15 protein-coding genes are annotated in these 13,828 nt (G+C 72.9%); 7 read left to right on the top strand and 8 right to left on the bottom strand.

Translation table 11 applies throughout. The annotated features are described in order from the left end of the window. Positions 1 to 65 precede the first annotated feature (65 nt). Positions 66 to 1,259: a glycoside hydrolase family 18 protein gene (locus tag ACFPLC_RS03805; protein WP_378189609.1), complete on the top strand. Its 1,194-nt coding sequence runs from the start codon at positions 66 to 68 to the stop codon at positions 1,257 to 1,259. 44 nt (positions 1,260 to 1,303) lie between these two features. On the opposite strand, the gene ACFPLC_RS03800 is transcribed toward ACFPLC_RS03805, so the two are convergent. Beyond that, positions 1,304 to 2,467 (bottom strand): MFS transporter, encoded by a 1,164-nt coding sequence (locus ACFPLC_RS03800; protein WP_378189392.1) that lies wholly within the window; start codon positions 2,465 to 2,467, stop codon positions 1,304 to 1,306. 64 nt (positions 2,468 to 2,531) lie between these two features. On the opposite strand from ACFPLC_RS03800, the gene ACFPLC_RS03795 reads away from it, so the two are divergent. Next, positions 2,532 to 2,906 (top strand): MerR family transcriptional regulator, encoded by a 375-nt coding sequence (locus ACFPLC_RS03795; protein WP_378189393.1) that lies wholly within the window; start codon positions 2,532 to 2,534, stop codon positions 2,904 to 2,906. Between the two features lie 14 nt (positions 2,907 to 2,920). Here the strand turns inward: ACFPLC_RS03795 and ACFPLC_RS03790 are convergent, their stop codons facing one another. Beyond that, entirely contained in the window at positions 2,921 to 3,346 is a 426-nt protein-coding gene (locus ACFPLC_RS03790; RefSeq protein WP_191314006.1) for a DUF5709 domain-containing protein, read from the bottom strand. A 98-nt stretch (positions 3,347 to 3,444) separates the two neighbouring features. On the opposite strand from ACFPLC_RS03790, the gene ACFPLC_RS03785 reads away from it, so the two are divergent. Then, positions 3,445 to 4,272, top strand: a complete 828-nt coding sequence (locus ACFPLC_RS03785) for a cyclase family protein (protein ID WP_378189394.1) — start codon at positions 3,445 to 3,447, stop codon at positions 4,270 to 4,272. 86 nt (positions 4,273 to 4,358) lie between these two features. Here the strand turns inward: ACFPLC_RS03785 and ACFPLC_RS03780 are convergent, their stop codons facing one another. The 3 genes from ACFPLC_RS03780 to ACFPLC_RS03770 form a co-directional block, all read right to left on the bottom strand. Beyond that, positions 4,359 to 6,665 (bottom strand): putative bifunctional diguanylate cyclase/phosphodiesterase, encoded by a 2,307-nt coding sequence (locus tag ACFPLC_RS03780; protein WP_378235693.1) that lies wholly within the window; start codon positions 6,663 to 6,665, stop codon positions 4,359 to 4,361. A gap of 227 nt (positions 6,666 to 6,892) precedes the next feature. Next, complete coding sequence (locus ACFPLC_RS03775; protein WP_378206584.1) at positions 6,893 to 7,711, bottom strand: ABC transporter permease; 819 nt, start codon at positions 7,709 to 7,711, stop codon at positions 6,893 to 6,895. Further along, complete coding sequence (locus ACFPLC_RS03770; RefSeq protein ID WP_378206588.1) at positions 7,701 to 8,600, bottom strand: ABC transporter ATP-binding protein; 900 nt, start codon at positions 8,598 to 8,600, stop codon at positions 7,701 to 7,703. The genes ACFPLC_RS03775 and ACFPLC_RS03770 overlap by 11 nt, the downstream gene beginning before the upstream one ends. A gap of 115 nt (positions 8,601 to 8,715) precedes the next feature. Between ACFPLC_RS03770 and ACFPLC_RS03765 the strand changes: the two genes are divergently transcribed. Both ACFPLC_RS03765 and sigJ read left to right on the top strand, forming a co-directional pair. Beyond that, positions 8,716 to 9,765: an amidohydrolase family protein gene (locus ACFPLC_RS03765; RefSeq protein ID WP_378206591.1), complete on the top strand. Its 1,050-nt coding sequence runs from the start codon at positions 8,716 to 8,718 to the stop codon at positions 9,763 to 9,765. A gap of 35 nt (positions 9,766 to 9,800) precedes the next feature. After that, positions 9,801 to 10,664: an RNA polymerase sigma factor SigJ gene (sigJ, locus tag ACFPLC_RS03760; RefSeq protein WP_378206594.1), complete on the top strand. Its 864-nt coding sequence runs from the start codon at positions 9,801 to 9,803 to the stop codon at positions 10,662 to 10,664. Positions 10,665 to 10,670: 6 nt separating this feature from the next. On the opposite strand, the gene ACFPLC_RS03755 is transcribed toward sigJ, so the two are convergent. Continuing rightward, on the bottom strand, positions 10,671 to 10,847 hold the full coding sequence (locus tag ACFPLC_RS03755) for a hypothetical protein (RefSeq protein WP_378206597.1): 177 nt from the start codon (positions 10,845 to 10,847) through the stop codon (positions 10,671 to 10,673). 363 nt (positions 10,848 to 11,210) lie between these two features. On the opposite strand from ACFPLC_RS03755, the gene ACFPLC_RS03750 reads away from it, so the two are divergent. Together ACFPLC_RS03750 and shbA are read left to right on the top strand one after the other, a co-directional pair. Next, positions 11,211 to 12,158, top strand: coding sequence for a hypothetical protein (locus ACFPLC_RS03750; RefSeq protein ID WP_378235692.1), 948 nt, complete (start codon positions 11,211 to 11,213; stop codon positions 12,156 to 12,158). Between the two features lie 144 nt (positions 12,159 to 12,302). After that, a complete protein-coding gene (shbA, locus tag ACFPLC_RS03745; RefSeq protein WP_378206677.1) occupies positions 12,303 to 12,932 on the top strand; it encodes an RNA polymerase sigma factor ShbA in 630 nt (209 codons plus the stop codon). A gap of 4 nt (positions 12,933 to 12,936) precedes the next feature. On the opposite strand, the gene ACFPLC_RS03740 is transcribed toward shbA, so the two are convergent. Together ACFPLC_RS03740 and ACFPLC_RS03735 are read right to left on the bottom strand one after the other, a co-directional pair. Continuing rightward, positions 12,937 to 13,239 carry a cupin domain-containing protein gene (locus tag ACFPLC_RS03740; protein WP_378206603.1) on the bottom strand — a complete coding sequence of 101 codons (303 nt, stop codon included), beginning with the start codon at positions 13,237 to 13,239 and terminating at the stop codon, positions 12,937 to 12,939. After that, on the bottom strand, positions 13,236 to 13,736 hold the full coding sequence (locus ACFPLC_RS03735) for a sigma-70 family RNA polymerase sigma factor (RefSeq protein ID WP_191314015.1): 501 nt from the start codon (positions 13,734 to 13,736) through the stop codon (positions 13,236 to 13,238). The genes ACFPLC_RS03740 and ACFPLC_RS03735 overlap by 4 nt, the downstream gene beginning before the upstream one ends. Positions 13,737 to 13,828 lie beyond the last annotated feature (92 nt).

The following is a 13,828-nucleotide window of genomic DNA, read 5'->3' as shown; positions in this document are numbered from 1 at the left end:
CAATGGTCTGGACCTGTTAGCCTCGGTGGGTCCGTCAGGGTGGTGAGGAGAATCCCGTGCTCCGCATGAGAAAACGCATCGCCGTCGTCGCGCTCGCGCTCGCCGGCGCCACCGTCGTCGCGCCGCCCGCGGACGCCGGTCAAGGCCAGGGCAAGGTGATGGCCTACTTCGCCGACTGGGACGTCTACGCCCGCGGCTACCACGTCAAGGACATCGAGACGTCCGGGTCGGCCGCGAAGCTGACCCACATCAACTACGCCTTCGGCAACGTGACGGGCGGCGGGTGCGCGGTCGGCGACCCGTGGGCCGACCACGACATGCCCTACGACGCGGCCACGAGCGTCAGCGGCCAGGCCGACAGCACCGAACCCGGTGCGCTGCACGGCAGCTTCAACCAGCTGCTCCAGCTCAAGAAGCTGCACCCGAAGCTGAAGGTGCTGTGGTCCTTCGGCGGCTGGACCTGGTCGGCCGGGTTCACCGAGGCGGCGAAGGATCCGGCCAAGTTCGCCGAGTCCTGCTACAACCTGGTCAACGACCCGCGCTGGGCGGGCGTCTTCGACGGCATCGACGTCGACTGGGAGTACCCGAACGCCTGCGGCAACACTTGCGACACCAGCGGCCCGAAGGCGTTCACCGGGCTGGTCAAGGCGCTGCGCGCGAAGTTCGGCCGCCAGCTGGTGACCGCCGCGATCACCGCCGACGGCTCGGCCGGCGGCAAGATCGACGCCACCGAGTACGGCGCCGCGAGCCGGTACCTCGACTGGTACAACGTGATGACCTACGACTACTTCGTCGCCGGCGCCAGCCCGACCGGGCCGACCGCGCCGCACTCGCCGCTGCGGGCCTACCCGGGCATCCCGTCCGCCGGGTTCTACGCCGACGCGGCGATCAAGAAGCTGCGTCACCAGGGCGTGCCGTCGTCGAAGATGTTGCTGGGCCTCGGGTTCTACGGCCGCGGCTGGGACGGCGTCACGCAGAAGCAGCCGGGCGGCACGGCCACCGGCCCCGCGCCCGGCACGTACGAAGCCGGCGTCGAGGACTACAAGGTGCTCAAGACCAAGTGCCCCGCCAACGGCCGGATCGCGGGCACGGCGTACGCGAAGTGCGGTTCGCAGTGGTGGAGCTACGACACACCCGAGACGGCGTCGGCGAAGGCCGGTTACGCGAAGTCGCAGGGGCTCGGCGGCGTGTTCGCCTGGGAGCTGTCCGGCGACACGGCGAACGCCGAACTGCTGCGGGCCATCGCGGGCCGCTGCTGAAAAGCTGGAGGGCCCGGGCGCGTGCGCCCGGGCCCTTCGTCCACTCAGGAGCGGGCGGGGAACCCGTGCCGCCGGGCGCCGAGCACCACGGCGAGCACCGGCAGCAGGAGCACCAGCAGCGTCCAGGGGAACGCCGCCGGGCCGGCGGCGTCGAGCAGAACCCCGCCGGCCACCCCGCCCGCGGCCATCGCGGCGTTCCACAGCGTGACGAGCATGGCCTGCGCGTTGTCCGCCGCCGCACCGCCGGCGTTCCCGGCCGCCGTCTGCAGCAGCGTCGGGACGCCACCCCAGCCGAGCCCCCAGAGCGCCACGGCGACGTAGACCAGCGCCGGGCGGCCCGCGAACACCGCCAGCAGGGTCGCGGCCACCGCGACGCCGATCGTGCTGAGCACCATCAAGGTCCGCAGCGCGCGGTCGATCCGGGCGCCGACGACCCCGATGCCCGCCATCGACGCGATCCCGAACACCAGCAGGACCGTGTCGACCGCGTCACCCATCCCGGCGTGGCCGAGGAAGGCGGCGACGTAGGTGTAGAGCACGGTGTGCGCCAGCACGAACACGAGCGTCACGGCGAGCACGGGCACGACACCGGGGACGGTGAGCGTGCGCAGGACCGGCGTCCGGTCCGCCGCCCGCCCGGGCTGGTCCGGGACGGCCGCGGCGATCCAGGCGAGCAGCACGACCGCGATCGCCGACATGACACCGAACGCCGAGCGCCAGCCGAGCAGGCCGCCGAGGAACGTCCCGGCCGGGATGCCGAGCGAAAGCGCCAGCGGGATGCCGGCCATCACGATCGCGATGGCCTTGCCCTCTCCGTGCGGGACGAGCCGGCGCGCGTAGCCGGCGAGCAGCGCCCAGACGACACCCGCCGCCACCCCGGCGACGAACCGGGCCACCATCGTCAGCGCGTAGTCCGCCGACAGCGTCGTGACGGTGTTGGCCACCGCGAACCCCGCGACCCCGGTGAGCAGCAAGCGTTTGCGGGACCACCTCGCGGTGGCGGCGGACAACGGGATCGCGGTGAGCGCGGTGCCGAGCGCGTAGATCGTCACGGCCTGGCCCGCCGCGGACTCGCCGACGCCGAGGCCGGCGCTCATCCCGGGCAGTACGCCGGCCGGCAGCGCCTCGGTGAGCACGGTGACGAACGCGGCGGTGGTCAGGGCGAGGAGGGCGGTCAGGGGGAGACTTCGGGTGCTGAGGTTCGTCATGCCGCTATGCTCGAACCCTCACATTGATGTGAAGGTCTACCCCGGCGAGCGTGAGGTGGCACACATGCGGATCGGCGAGCTCTCGGAGCGCACGGGCACGTCCCGCCGGCTCCTCCGGTACTACGAGGAGCAGGGCCTGATCGTCGCCGGCCGTGGCCCGAACGGCTACCGCGACTACGCCGAGCCGACGGTCGACCGGGTGATCCAGGTCCGCGGCCTGCTCGACGCCGGCCTGCCGACCCGGATCATCAAGCAGATCCTGCCCTGCCTGGACAAACCGCGGACGATCTACTTCCCGGACGCGACGCCGGAGATGATCGCGACCCTGGAAGCCGAGCGCGACCGGATGACCCGGCGGGCGGAATGCCTGCTGCGCAACCGCGACGCGATCACCGAGTACCTGGCCGCGGTCCGCGAGTACGACTCCGCCGTCCGCTGACGGCCGCTACCGGCTCACCAGCGGCGGGACGGGTCGATCACGTGGACGGCCGCTTCCTCGGCCGAAGCCGCGCCGCCGTCGATGCCGGCGTCCGAGGCGTACAGCTCTTCGTCGGTGTCCTCGCCGAAGCCTTCGTCCGTGGCGACGAGGCGGCCCGCGCGGACGTCGCCGACCTCGTCGTCGATCAGCTCGCCGTCGGTGTCCTCGGAGTCGCCCAGCCCGTCGTCGTCGAGGTCGTCGGCCAGGTCGGGGACCTCGCGGGCGAGCCGGCCCGCCCAGCTCTCGCCTTCCGCCGTCTCGCGCGCGGTCGTGCCCCAGCCTTCGGTGGCCTGCGCGCGTTCCGGTGGTGAATAACCCTCCGCAAGCTCGTCGCGGTCGTCCAAAGTGTCCTCGGGGTCGAGGATGCCGTCGTCGGCGTTGTCGTCGATGTCGTTGTCCACGAACACATCTTCGCGCAGGCTCTATGGCCGTGCCCAGTCCGGGTGATATGACCGTGCTGAGCCGGGGTGCTGCCCGGCACGGTGAAAGGTGATCCCTCATGCCGATGAGACGCAGGGTGCTGGCCGCGGGGCTGGCCGGGGTGTTCGGCGCCGCGCTGTCCGGGCGGACGGCCCAAGCGGCCGAAACCGCGCCCCCGGTGCGGCTCGACCAGCTGAACCTGGTCAACCTGTCGCACGTCAACGACCCCGCCACCACCAACGTCTTCCCCGGTGACCCGGCCTTCGAGCTGGAGACCATCGCCACCATTCCCCAAGACGGCTACTACCTGCAGTTCGTCCGCGAAGGCGAGCACACCGGGACGCACTGGGGCGCGCCCGGGCACTTCAACACCGGCGAACCACTGGCCGACGACATGGATCCGGCGGACCTGTTCCGGCCCGCCGTCAAGATCGATGTACGCGCGAAGGCGGCGCACAACCCGGACTACGCCGTGACGATCGACGACCTCAAGGCGTGGGAGAAGCGCCACGGCCGCATCCCGGACGAGTCCGTGGTGGTGCTGTGGACCGGCTGGGACGCCAAGTGGGGCACGCCCGCCTTCCCGAACACCGGCGCGGACGGCGTGCTGCACCAGCCGGGGTTCTCGATCCCCGCGGTGCAGTGGCTGATCGACACCGGACGGCTGGGCCGCCGCGGCGGAACGGGCACCGACACGTTCAGCCCGGACGTCGGCACGGACGAGACGTACACGGTGTCCAAGCTGGTCTACCGGCGGCACCGGATCAGCCTGGAGATCCTGGCGAACCTCAAGGCCCTGCCCACGACGGGTGCCTGGGTCCTCGCCGGCGGCCCGATCAACCGCAACGGCGCGGGCTCCACGGCCACCATCTTCGGCGTGCTCCCGCCCGGCGTGAAAGCGAACTGAGGTCCCCTGCCGCGGCTGGTCGTGAGTGAAAAAGCGGGTTCTAACCCGCCTTACCACTCACGACCAGCCGCGGCAGACCGCCGAAGTTAGCCGGCCGAGAGTGTCGAGAGGCGGAGCGAGGACAGCGGGGCCGGGTGGCCGAAGCGGTAGCCCTGGGCGGTGGTGCAGCCCGCGCGGGTGACCAGCTCGGCCTGCTCGGCCGTCTCGATGCCCTCGGCGACCACCGCCACCTCCAGGTCGGCGCACAGCCCGACCAGTGACCGGCACAGGGCGGCGTCGCGGTCCGGGCGGACGCCCGTCATCAGCGCGCGGTCCAGCTTGATCAGGTCGACCGGCAACGCGTGCAGCACCGTCAGCGAGCTGTACCCCGCGCCGAAGTCGTCGAGGGCCACCCGGACGCCCAGGTCCTGCAGGCGGCGGATCGCGGCCGCACCCGCGTCCAGGTCCGGGACCGGCACCGTCTCGGTGATCTCGACGATCAGGCGTTCGGCCGGCAGGCCGTACCGGTCCAGCGCGGCCTCGACGCTCTGCTCCAGCGTGGCGGCCCCCAGCCGGCTCGCGCACACGTTCACGTGCACGGTGAGCTCGATCCCGGCCGCGGTGATCTCGCGGCACGCCAGGTCCAGGACCAGCGCGTCCAGTTCCGCGCCGAGCCCGGCGCCTTCCGCGGCGCGGACGAACGTCTCGGGGGACACCGAGGTGCCGTCCCGCGTGGTCCAGCGGGCCAGCGCCTCCACCGCCACCGGCTGCTCGTCGGCCAGCCGCACGATCGGCTGGAACACCAGCGCGAAGCCCTCCGGGAGACCGCCGTCGGCGCGGCGCAGCGCCGACGGGAAGTCGGGCGGCCCGTCCGGCGACGGGTGGTACACGACCGTCGTGTCCTTGCCGAGCCGCTTGCCCGCGTACATCGACGTGTCCGCGCGGCCCAGCAGCACGTCGGCGGTGACCGCCGGTTCGGCCGGGTCCGGCACCACCAGGCCCATGCTCGCGCGGACCGCCACCAGCGTGCCGTGCACCGCGAACGGCCGCCGCAGCGCGCTCTGGATCCGGTCGGCGACCGCCTGCGGGGCGTCGACCTCGCCTTCCAGCAGGATCGCGAACTCGTCGCCGCCCAGGCGCGCGACCGTGTCGCCCGTGCGGACGCAGTTCAGCAGCCGCTGGGCGACCGCGTGCAGCAGGACGTCCCCGCCCGCGTGCCCGAACCGGTCGTTGACCTCCTTGAAGTCGTCCAGGTCGACGAAGATCAGCACGAGCGGCCGGTGCCCGCCCTCCGCGCCCTGCTCGACGGCCCGGTCCAGCCGGTCGGCGAACAGCGCGCGGTTGGCCAGCCCGGTCAGCGGGTCGTGGTAGGCCTGGTGGGTCAGCTGCTGTTGGCCCTCGTACACCCGGCGCAGCAGCAACCTGTTGTCCAGCAAGGAAAGCAGCTGCCGGGCGAGCACCAGGAACACCACCAGCGCGCCGACGAACACCTCGACGCCGTCCGGGCCCGCCCCGGCCACGATCTGCACGGTGATCAGCAGCGCGACCGCGGTGACCGGCAGGTACGGCAGCGCCACCTGCCACCAGTCGACGCCCACCGGCTGGCTCGCGTCGTCCCGCCGTCGCGTGTGGGGCGTGACCAGCAAAGCGAAGGCGATGAACAGCGGGCCGAGCACGAACCCGGCGTCCGACCACGGCTTCATGCTTTCCGCGCCGATGCTGACCAGGTAGGCGAACACGCTGTCGGAGCAGGCCAGCGCGACGATCCCGAGCGCGGCCAGCAGCAGGTTCGCGCGGTACGGGCGGTCCACCCGGTCGAACACGACCAGCAGCACCGCGACGACCACGACCACCAGGTCGGTCAGCGGGTAGGCGATGGCGACGGCCCAGGTCAGCGCGTCCGGCCCGGTGGCCCGGACCACCTGCCCGAGCGCCGCGGTCCAGGTGAGGATGAACAGCGAGCCGGTGACGACGAGCCCGTCGAGCACCACCGCGACGCCGAAGTGCGCGGTCCACTGGGCGGGCTGCCAGCGTTCGCGGTCCGGCCGCGCCCGCGCGTGCGCGAGCACGAACAGCGCCGGGAGCGCGAACAGCGGGAAGCTCAGGTACCCGACGTCGGCCAGCGACGGCGACGGCAGCCCGCGGCCGTCGACCAGCTGGTACCACGACCAGACGCACTGGCCGATCGACCAGCCGGTCATGCCGAGCGCGACCAGCAGCCGCCACCAGCGCTGGTGGCCGCGCAGCCGCCGGGCGACGGCGACGCCGCAGACGACCGCGGTGATCCCGGCGGACAGCTGCAGGGCGTCGTCGACCCAGAGGGCGAGGGTGTCGCCCCAGAAGGCGAAACCGTTGACCACCACCAGGGCCGCCACGACGAAGACGAGCAGGATGGCCACTGGGTACCGCCGCACTGTCATGGCACCTCACGCGGTCACGCACGCCGGTCGGACCGGCAAACACTACACCGGGCGTGATCAACTGCGAACGCACCGGCACGGGCGCCGGTCAGCGGTGGCGTCGGCGAGGTCCGGCCGGGCTGGCGTGGCGGCGTGCCCGAGCGCAGTGAATGACTCATTCCTGGCGTCGGACGCCAGGAATGAGTCATTCACTGCATGCGGGGCGGGGGCGCGGGTGGCGGTCAGGCGATGTCGCGGCGCTGCAGCAGCCAGCCGCCGAGGACGCCGAACGCGATCAGGTAGGCCGCCAGCACGGCGGTCGCCTGCCCGGCCCCGACGACCTGCTCGACCCCCGGCGCACTCGCCCCGAACGCGGCGGCCAGCGCCCCGGCGTTCGGCCCGGGCAGCCCCTTCTGCAGCTGCGCGACCCAGTCCAGCAGCGGCGCGGCGACCGACGCGAGGAGGTTCTGCACCGCGAGCAGCCACACCAGGCCCAGCCCGATCGGCAGGGCGACCGAGCGCAGGCCGATCGCCAGCAGCACGCCGAGCGCGCCCCACATGGTCGCGACCAGCCAGCCGGCGCCGAGGCCGAGCAGGACGTCCGACACCGCGGGCCAGCGCACCGCCTGGCCTTCGAGCGACGCGACGAGCGCGCTCGCTCCCGCCGTCGTCGCGAACAGCGTGAGCACGGCGGCCAGGGCGGCCACCGCGACCGTGACGAGCTTCGCCCCGTACACCGCGACGCGCGACGGGTGCTGGACGAGCACGGTCTTCCAGGTGCCGTAACCGTATTCGCTCCCGGCGACCAGGACGCCGAAGATCAGCGCGAGGGCGCCGACGAAGATCGGCAGGCCGCCCAGCGCGCTGCCGACGAAGGCGTCCGGCAGCATCGCGGCCAGCCCGCGGCCACTGCCCGGCGGCCCGGACGTCGCGCCGCTCAAGCCCGCGTACGGGACGGCGTACCCGAAGGTCAGCGTCAGCACGACGGCGACGGCCAGCAGCAGCCAGGTCGCGGGACGGCGGGCCTGCTTGGTCAGCTCGGCGCGGATGTCACGCAGCATCGGGGGTACCTCCGGTCAGGGCGAGGAAGGTCTGTTCCAGGTCGGGTTCGCGCCAGCGCAGTTCGGTGACCGTGCACCCGGCGCCGACGAGGGCGGCGTTGACCCGCCCGGCCTGCGCCGGTTCGACGTCGAGTTCGAGGGCCGTCCCCTCGACGCGGACGCGCTCGGCGCCGAAGAGACGGCCGAGGTGCTCGCGGGCGTCCCGCAGCGGATCGGCGACGACGCGCAGCGCGCCGCCCGCGCGCAGGTCCTCGACCGTCGTCTCGGTGACGAGCCGGCCGCGGTCGAGGACGCCGACGCGGTCGCAGATCTGCTCGACCTCGGCCAGCAGGTGGCTGGAGAGCAGCACGGTGCAGCCGCCGGCGGCCAGCTTGCGGAGGGTGACCCGCATGTCGGCCATCCCGGCCGGGTCGAGGCCGTTGGTCGGCTCGTCGAGCACCACCAGCTCGGGGTCCTTCAGCAGCGCCGCGGCCAGGCCGAGCCGCTGCTTCATGCCGAGCGAGTAGGTCCCGTACCGGTCCTTGGCGCGCTCGCTCAGGCTGACGACGTCGAGCACGGCGTCGACGCGCGTCCGGCGCACCCCGGCGTGGTCGGCGAGGATCCGCAGGTTGGCGCGGCCCGACAGGTACGGGTAGAAGGCGGGTCCTTCGAGCAGGGCGCCGACGCGGGCGAGGCTGCCGGGGCCCGGCTCGGCGCCGAGCAGCCGCACGCGGCCGGCGGTCGGCCGGATCAGGCCGAGCAGCATCCGCAGCGTCGTCGTCTTGCCGGCACCGTTGGGGCCGAGGAAGCCGTAGACCTCGCCGGCGGGCACGGACAGGTTCAGGTCTGCGACGGCGGCGATCTCGCCGTAGCGCTTGGTCAGCGCGGTCGTCTCCACGGGCAGGGTCACGGTGGCCTCCTTTTTCGGCGTCTCCCATGGTCGGGATCGGGCTGCTCGCGGGCGTCCGCCGCCGGACGGCACTTGCGCCTACGCCGGGCTGCGTACGCGGGGTACGGTCGGCGTGGTGATCACGCGCATCCGGGGGTACGCGCTGCCGAGCGGCGAGTACGCCGACCTCTACGCCGACGGCGACCGCTGGACGACCGATCCGGTGCCCGGCGCGACCCTGGTCGGCGAAGGCTGGCTGGTGCCCGGCCTGGTCGACGCGCACACCCACCCCGGCGCCGCGGCCCCCGGGCAGCCGATGGACGCGGAGCTGCTGCGGGAGCAGCTGCACCAGCACGTCGACGCCGGTGTCACGCTGATCCGGTCCCCGGGGCTGCCGGGCGAGCCGCCGCCGTGGTTCGGCGAGGATCCCGACGTCCCGCGGGCCCGGCACGCGGGACCGTGGCTGGCCCAGCACGGCCAGTTCTTCGACGGCTGGGGCCGCCGCGCCGCGCACGACGAGCTGCCCGCCTTGGCGGCGGCGCAGGCCGCCCGGACGGGGTGGGCGAAGGTCATCGCGGACTGGCGCGTCGGCGATTCCGCGGTGCCGGTGGACGTGCTGCGGGCGGTGGTGCGCGAGGTCCACGCGGCCGGTGGGCGGGTCGCGGTGCACAGCCAGCACCCCGAGGGCGGCGCGGCCGCGGTGGCGGCGGGCGTCGACTCCCTCGAACACGGCATGTGCCTGGACAGTGACCTGCTGGCCCGGATGGCCGCCCAGGGCACGGCGTTGACGCCGACGTTGTCGGTGATCACGGCGAGCCTCGGCCGCCGGGAGAAGGAACCGGACAGCCCGGCCCGCACGTGGTACCTGAGCGGCGCGCGGGTCCACGGCGCACTAACGGCGGCCGCGGCCGAAGCCGGGGTGCGCGTGCTGGCGGGCACGGATTCCCTGCCGCACGGCGGAATCGTCGCGGAGATCCGGGCGCTGCGGGCGGCGGGGGTGAAGCCGCACGACGCGCTGGCGGCGGCGTCCTGGAGCGCGCGGGAGTACCTGGGGCTGGGTGGCCTGGAGCCGGGTGCCCCGGCGGACGCGGTGGTCTACGACCGCGACCCGCGCGCGGAACCGGACCAGCTGGCCGACCCGGCGGCGGTGGTGCTGCGCGGCCGGTGCGTGCGGCGCCGCGGGTGACGTCACAGATCGGCGCCCCGATTCGTCGGAGGGGGGTGACCGATCCTGTGCACGAGCGGCGGCAGCTGACCGGCCTCGCCTACCGGCTCCTGGGCTCGATGAGCGATGCCGAAGACGTCGTCCAGGAGGCGTACGGCCGGTGGTACGCCCTGTCCGAGCCGCAGCGGGAGGCGATCGCGTCGCCGGGTGCGTGGCTGACGACGGTCGCCGGCCGGATCTGCCTCGACCAGCTCGGCTCGGCGCGGGTGCGGCGGGAGCGGTACGTCGGTGCGTGGCTGCCCGAGCCATTGCCCGGGGAGGCGGCTGCTCTCGCCGACCCGGCCGACCGCGTCACGCTGGACGAGTCGATCACCATGGCGTTCCTGGTCGTGCTGGAGTCGATGACGCCGGCCGAGCGGGTGGCCTTCGTCCTGCACGACGTCTTCGGCTACCCCTTCGCGGAGGTGGCGTCGGTCCTCGGCCGCTCACCGGCGGCGTCGCGCCAGCTGGCCTCCTCCGCGCGGCGCCGGGTCCGCGCCGCCCGCGCCCCGGCACCGGCCAAGGGGAGCGCCGCGGTGGTCCGCGCCTTCAAGCGGGCCTGGGAGGCGGGGGACATCGAGCGGCTGGTCGGCATCCTCGACCCGGAGGCCACCGTCGTCGCCGACGGCGGGGGTCTGGTCAGCGCGGCGCGTCGCCCGATCGAGGGCGGGGAGCGGGTCGCGCAGTACGCCGTGGACCTCGCGGGCCGGATTCCGGCGCTGACGCTCGAGGAGACCACCGTCAACGGGCAGCCGGGCCTGGTCGCGCTGCGGGACGGCGGCGTCGTGGCCGTCATGGCGTTCGAGGTGGCGGGCGAGTCGGTCCGGCGGATCTGGGCGGTGCGGAATCCCGAGAAACTCCGTCGCTGGCAGGCGGCGTAGGGGGCGCTAACCGCCTGGGCCGACACGCTCGTCGTGCCGCCCGCGCGGGGCGGGCACGACGAACGCGATCACCGCCGCCGCCAGTCCGACGAGCACGGACAGGTGCGCCGCGGCCGGCACCGTGCTGATCAGGAACAGCCGCAGCGACCCCGAAATCAGCAGGCGCCACATCCTCGGGCTCATGATCAACAAGTACCCGCGGCCGGTGGCGGTCAACCGGCGCCCCGGCAACGGCCCGGTCACGTTCACCCGCGGGAGTGGTGCGCCGCCCGGGTGAACGTGCTCCGGCCGGAAAGCGTGGACGGGTGGCGAACGGCGCCGGTCATTCGACACCTTCGACAGCGGCGGTGGCGTGACTTTCCGCCGGGAAATCGTTGCGGCGCAATGCGGCTCTTGTTAACAGAACGCCAATGAGTTTCGGCCTTTCCGGCGGCGGCCGGAAAGGAAACCGCGGGATAACGATCCGTTTGCCGCGCCGTGATCGACTGGACATCGGCGGTGGTGCTGACGAACATTGACCCCCGTGCGTGGAAGGGGAGGGGAACGGTGAGCCTCAGTGCGGCGGACGTGGTCGGCGAACTCAAGGCCCTGCGCAAAGGGAGGGCAATTTTCACGACACCGCTCGCGGACCGGGTCGGCCCCGCATTGCGCTCCACTTGCGGCATTCTCGAAGATGACGGAACCGTGGAGATACGGCGTAAGCTGTCGGATCGATTGCGGCCGCTGGTCGAGTCGTTGCCGGACGATCTGAAGATCGCCTTGCTCGCCGCATTCGCACTCGACGAGCGGGCCCGGAAACCGTTCTACCAGGAACGGGTGCACTGGGCGGCGATCACGCTCGACCGCGACGACCGGACCGTCCGGCGCCGGATCGACGAGGGAATCGAGCAGGTCGCCGCGCTGGCCGTCGCGGCGCCCCGGCACTATCCGGCACGTGGCTGGCACACCGAAGAACTGCGCGTCACGCTGGCTCTCGACCAACCGGTGCCGGAGGCGTTCGAATTCCGGCGGGTCATCGCCGACGCCGACGAAATCGCCGTGCTCGACCTCGCGCCGACCTTGCCGGTCGCCGCCGAATCCGGCGATTCGCTGCACGAGTCCGATCGCGGTGTCGACGTGTTCCACGGCGGGTTGCTGATCCGCCGGGTGCCGGAATCGAATGATCGGACCGGGCTGGTGCTGCGGCTGCCGGAGCCGTTGCGCCGCGGCGCGCGGCACGAGGTCGGGCTGCGATTGCGGGCGAACCTGCGAGAACCGCGTTACCTCTGCGTGCCGCGGCACCCGTGCGATCTTTTCGATCTGCACGTGCGGTTCGGTGAACGCGTGCCGAAGCGGATCGTGCGCCAGGAAAAGGTTTCCCCCGCGGCGGCCGACGACCGGTCGCGAACCGGTTCCGCACTGGCGGCCGACCGGGCAGGCGAGGTCCACGTCCGGTTCCGGAACCTCGCCCGGGCTTCGCGTACGGAATCCGCTGGGCCAGTTAACGGACAATAGCTGGACAACCCCCACGACACTGCAACGTTGCTGGTCAGCGGCTCGATTACGCCCTATGTCGGACCGGAACCGTCGAGGCGGCGAACTGTTTGCCGTGGACGGTTCCGGTTCCCGGTGGCGGACAGAGGAGGGCCCGTGGAGACCATGATCGCGGAGGCGGACACCGCCGTCGACGGCTACACCGTGCTGGAGGATTCGCCGAGGCCGGAGGGCGTCCTGGCGAAAGAGCGGCTCGACCCGGTGGTGGCGGCGGCGCGCGACGGTGACCCGGAGGCGGTCCAGGCACTGCTGCGGCTGATCAAGCCGACGGTCGTGCGCTACTGCCGGGCGCGCATCGGCGGCCGGGACCTGTCCTACCTTTCGGCCGACGACGTCGCCCAGGAGGTGTGCCTGGCGGTGCTGAAGGTGCTGCCGAGCTACCAGGACCGCGGGGGATCGTTCCTCTACCTGGTGCGCGCGATCGCGGCGAACAAGGTCGCCGACGCGTTCCGCTCGGTGGCCAGGGACCGCTCGAAGCCGGTGCCGGAGCTGCCGGACCGGCCACTGGGCGGGAACGAGCCGGAGAACCACGTCCTCGAGCTGGACCTGGGTGCCCGGCTGGCCCGGCTGCTGGCGTTGCTGCCGCCGCTGCACCAGGACATCCTGTCGCTGCGGATCATCGTCGGCCTGTCGGCGAACGAGACGGCGGAGGCGCTGGGCATCTCCGCCGGCAACGTCCGCATCACCCAGTTCCGCGCGCTGACGAAGCTGCGCGGCATGATCGGCGAGCTCTGAGGCGTCACTCGAGCCATTCGGTGATGAAGTGGTCGCTTTCGTGGATGTGCACGGCCTCGTAGACGCCGGGGCCGAGCACGGCGAACTTGTGCGGCGTGCCGGCCGGGACGACGAGCACGTCACCCGGGCCGCCGTCGCGCTGCTCGTCGCCGACGGTGAACCGCGCGCGCCCGCGGATGATCACGAACGTCTCGGTGTAGGGGTGCCGGTGCAGCCGGGGACCGGAGCCGACGACGTCCGTGCTTTCGCGGATGACCGAGATCCCGGACCCGACGTCGCGTCCTTCGAAATTCTCGCTGTCGCTCACCAGGCCAGGGTAGCCGCCGTGACGACTTGGCGGAGCCGGCCGAGCGCCCGGTGCTGGGCCACCCGCACCGCGCCCGGCGTCGAACCGACCGCGGCCGCGGTTTCCTCCGCCGTCAGGCCGACCACCACGCGCAGCACGACGATTTCCCGTTGCCGGCGCGGCAGCACACCCAGCACCTTCGCCATCCGCTCGCGCAGCTCCCGCCGCAACGCGTGGTGCTCCGGCCCCAGCGACGCGTCCGGCTCGTCCGGCAGTTCGGCGACCGGCTCGTCCTGCCGCGCCGCCGCCTTCCGCGCGGCCGCGACCTTCGACCGGGCTATCCCGCACACGAAGTCCGGGAACGGCCGCTCCGGTGGCCGCCGGGGCAGGGCCTTGAGCAGGGCCACGCAGACGTCCTGGGCGACGTCGTCGGCCGAGTCGGGGTCCAGTCTGGCTCGGCAGTAACGCACCACCAGTGGCCGGGCCGCGGCCAGCAGGTGATCCGGGTCGGTGTTCATGGGCGTCCCTCCGTGCGGAGGAACTACCCGCATTCCGCGCGGACCGACCCGGCGGGCGGGGATTCCCGGCTATTTCCGGGACGACCGCGAAA

The sequence above is a fragment of the Amycolatopsis plumensis genome, from assembly GCF_042652605.1.
Taxonomy (GTDB): Bacteria; Actinomycetota; Actinomycetes; order Mycobacteriales; family Pseudonocardiaceae; genus Amycolatopsis; species Amycolatopsis plumensis.
This window is presented reverse-complemented; position numbering and strand designations above follow the sequence as displayed.

Excerpts from the sequence above, each read along its gene's own strand:
- ACFPLC_RS03805 (WP_378189609.1), top strand. The coding sequence starts at position 66 with ATGAGAAAACGCATCGCCGTCGTCGCGCTCGCGCTCGCCGGCGCCACC.
- ACFPLC_RS03800 (WP_378189392.1), bottom strand. The coding sequence starts at position 2,467 with ATGACGAACCTCAGCACCCGAAGTCTCCCCCTGACCGCCCTCCTCGCC.
- ACFPLC_RS03795 (WP_378189393.1), top strand. The coding sequence starts at position 2,532 with ATGCGGATCGGCGAGCTCTCGGAGCGCACGGGCACGTCCCGCCGGCTC.
- ACFPLC_RS03785 (WP_378189394.1), top strand. The coding sequence starts at position 3,445 with ATGCCGATGAGACGCAGGGTGCTGGCCGCGGGGCTGGCCGGGGTGTTC.
- ACFPLC_RS03775 (WP_378206584.1), bottom strand. The coding sequence starts at position 7,711 with ATGCTGCGTGACATCCGCGCCGAGCTGACCAAGCAGGCCCGCCGTCCC.
- ACFPLC_RS03755 (WP_378206597.1), bottom strand. The coding sequence starts at position 10,847 with ATGAGCCCGAGGATGTGGCGCCTGCTGATTTCGGGGTCGCTGCGGCTG.
- shbA (WP_378206677.1), top strand. The coding sequence starts at position 12,303 with ATGATCGCGGAGGCGGACACCGCCGTCGACGGCTACACCGTGCTGGAG.
- ACFPLC_RS03735 (WP_191314015.1), bottom strand. The coding sequence starts at position 13,736 with ATGAACACCGACCCGGATCACCTGCTGGCCGCGGCCCGGCCACTGGTG.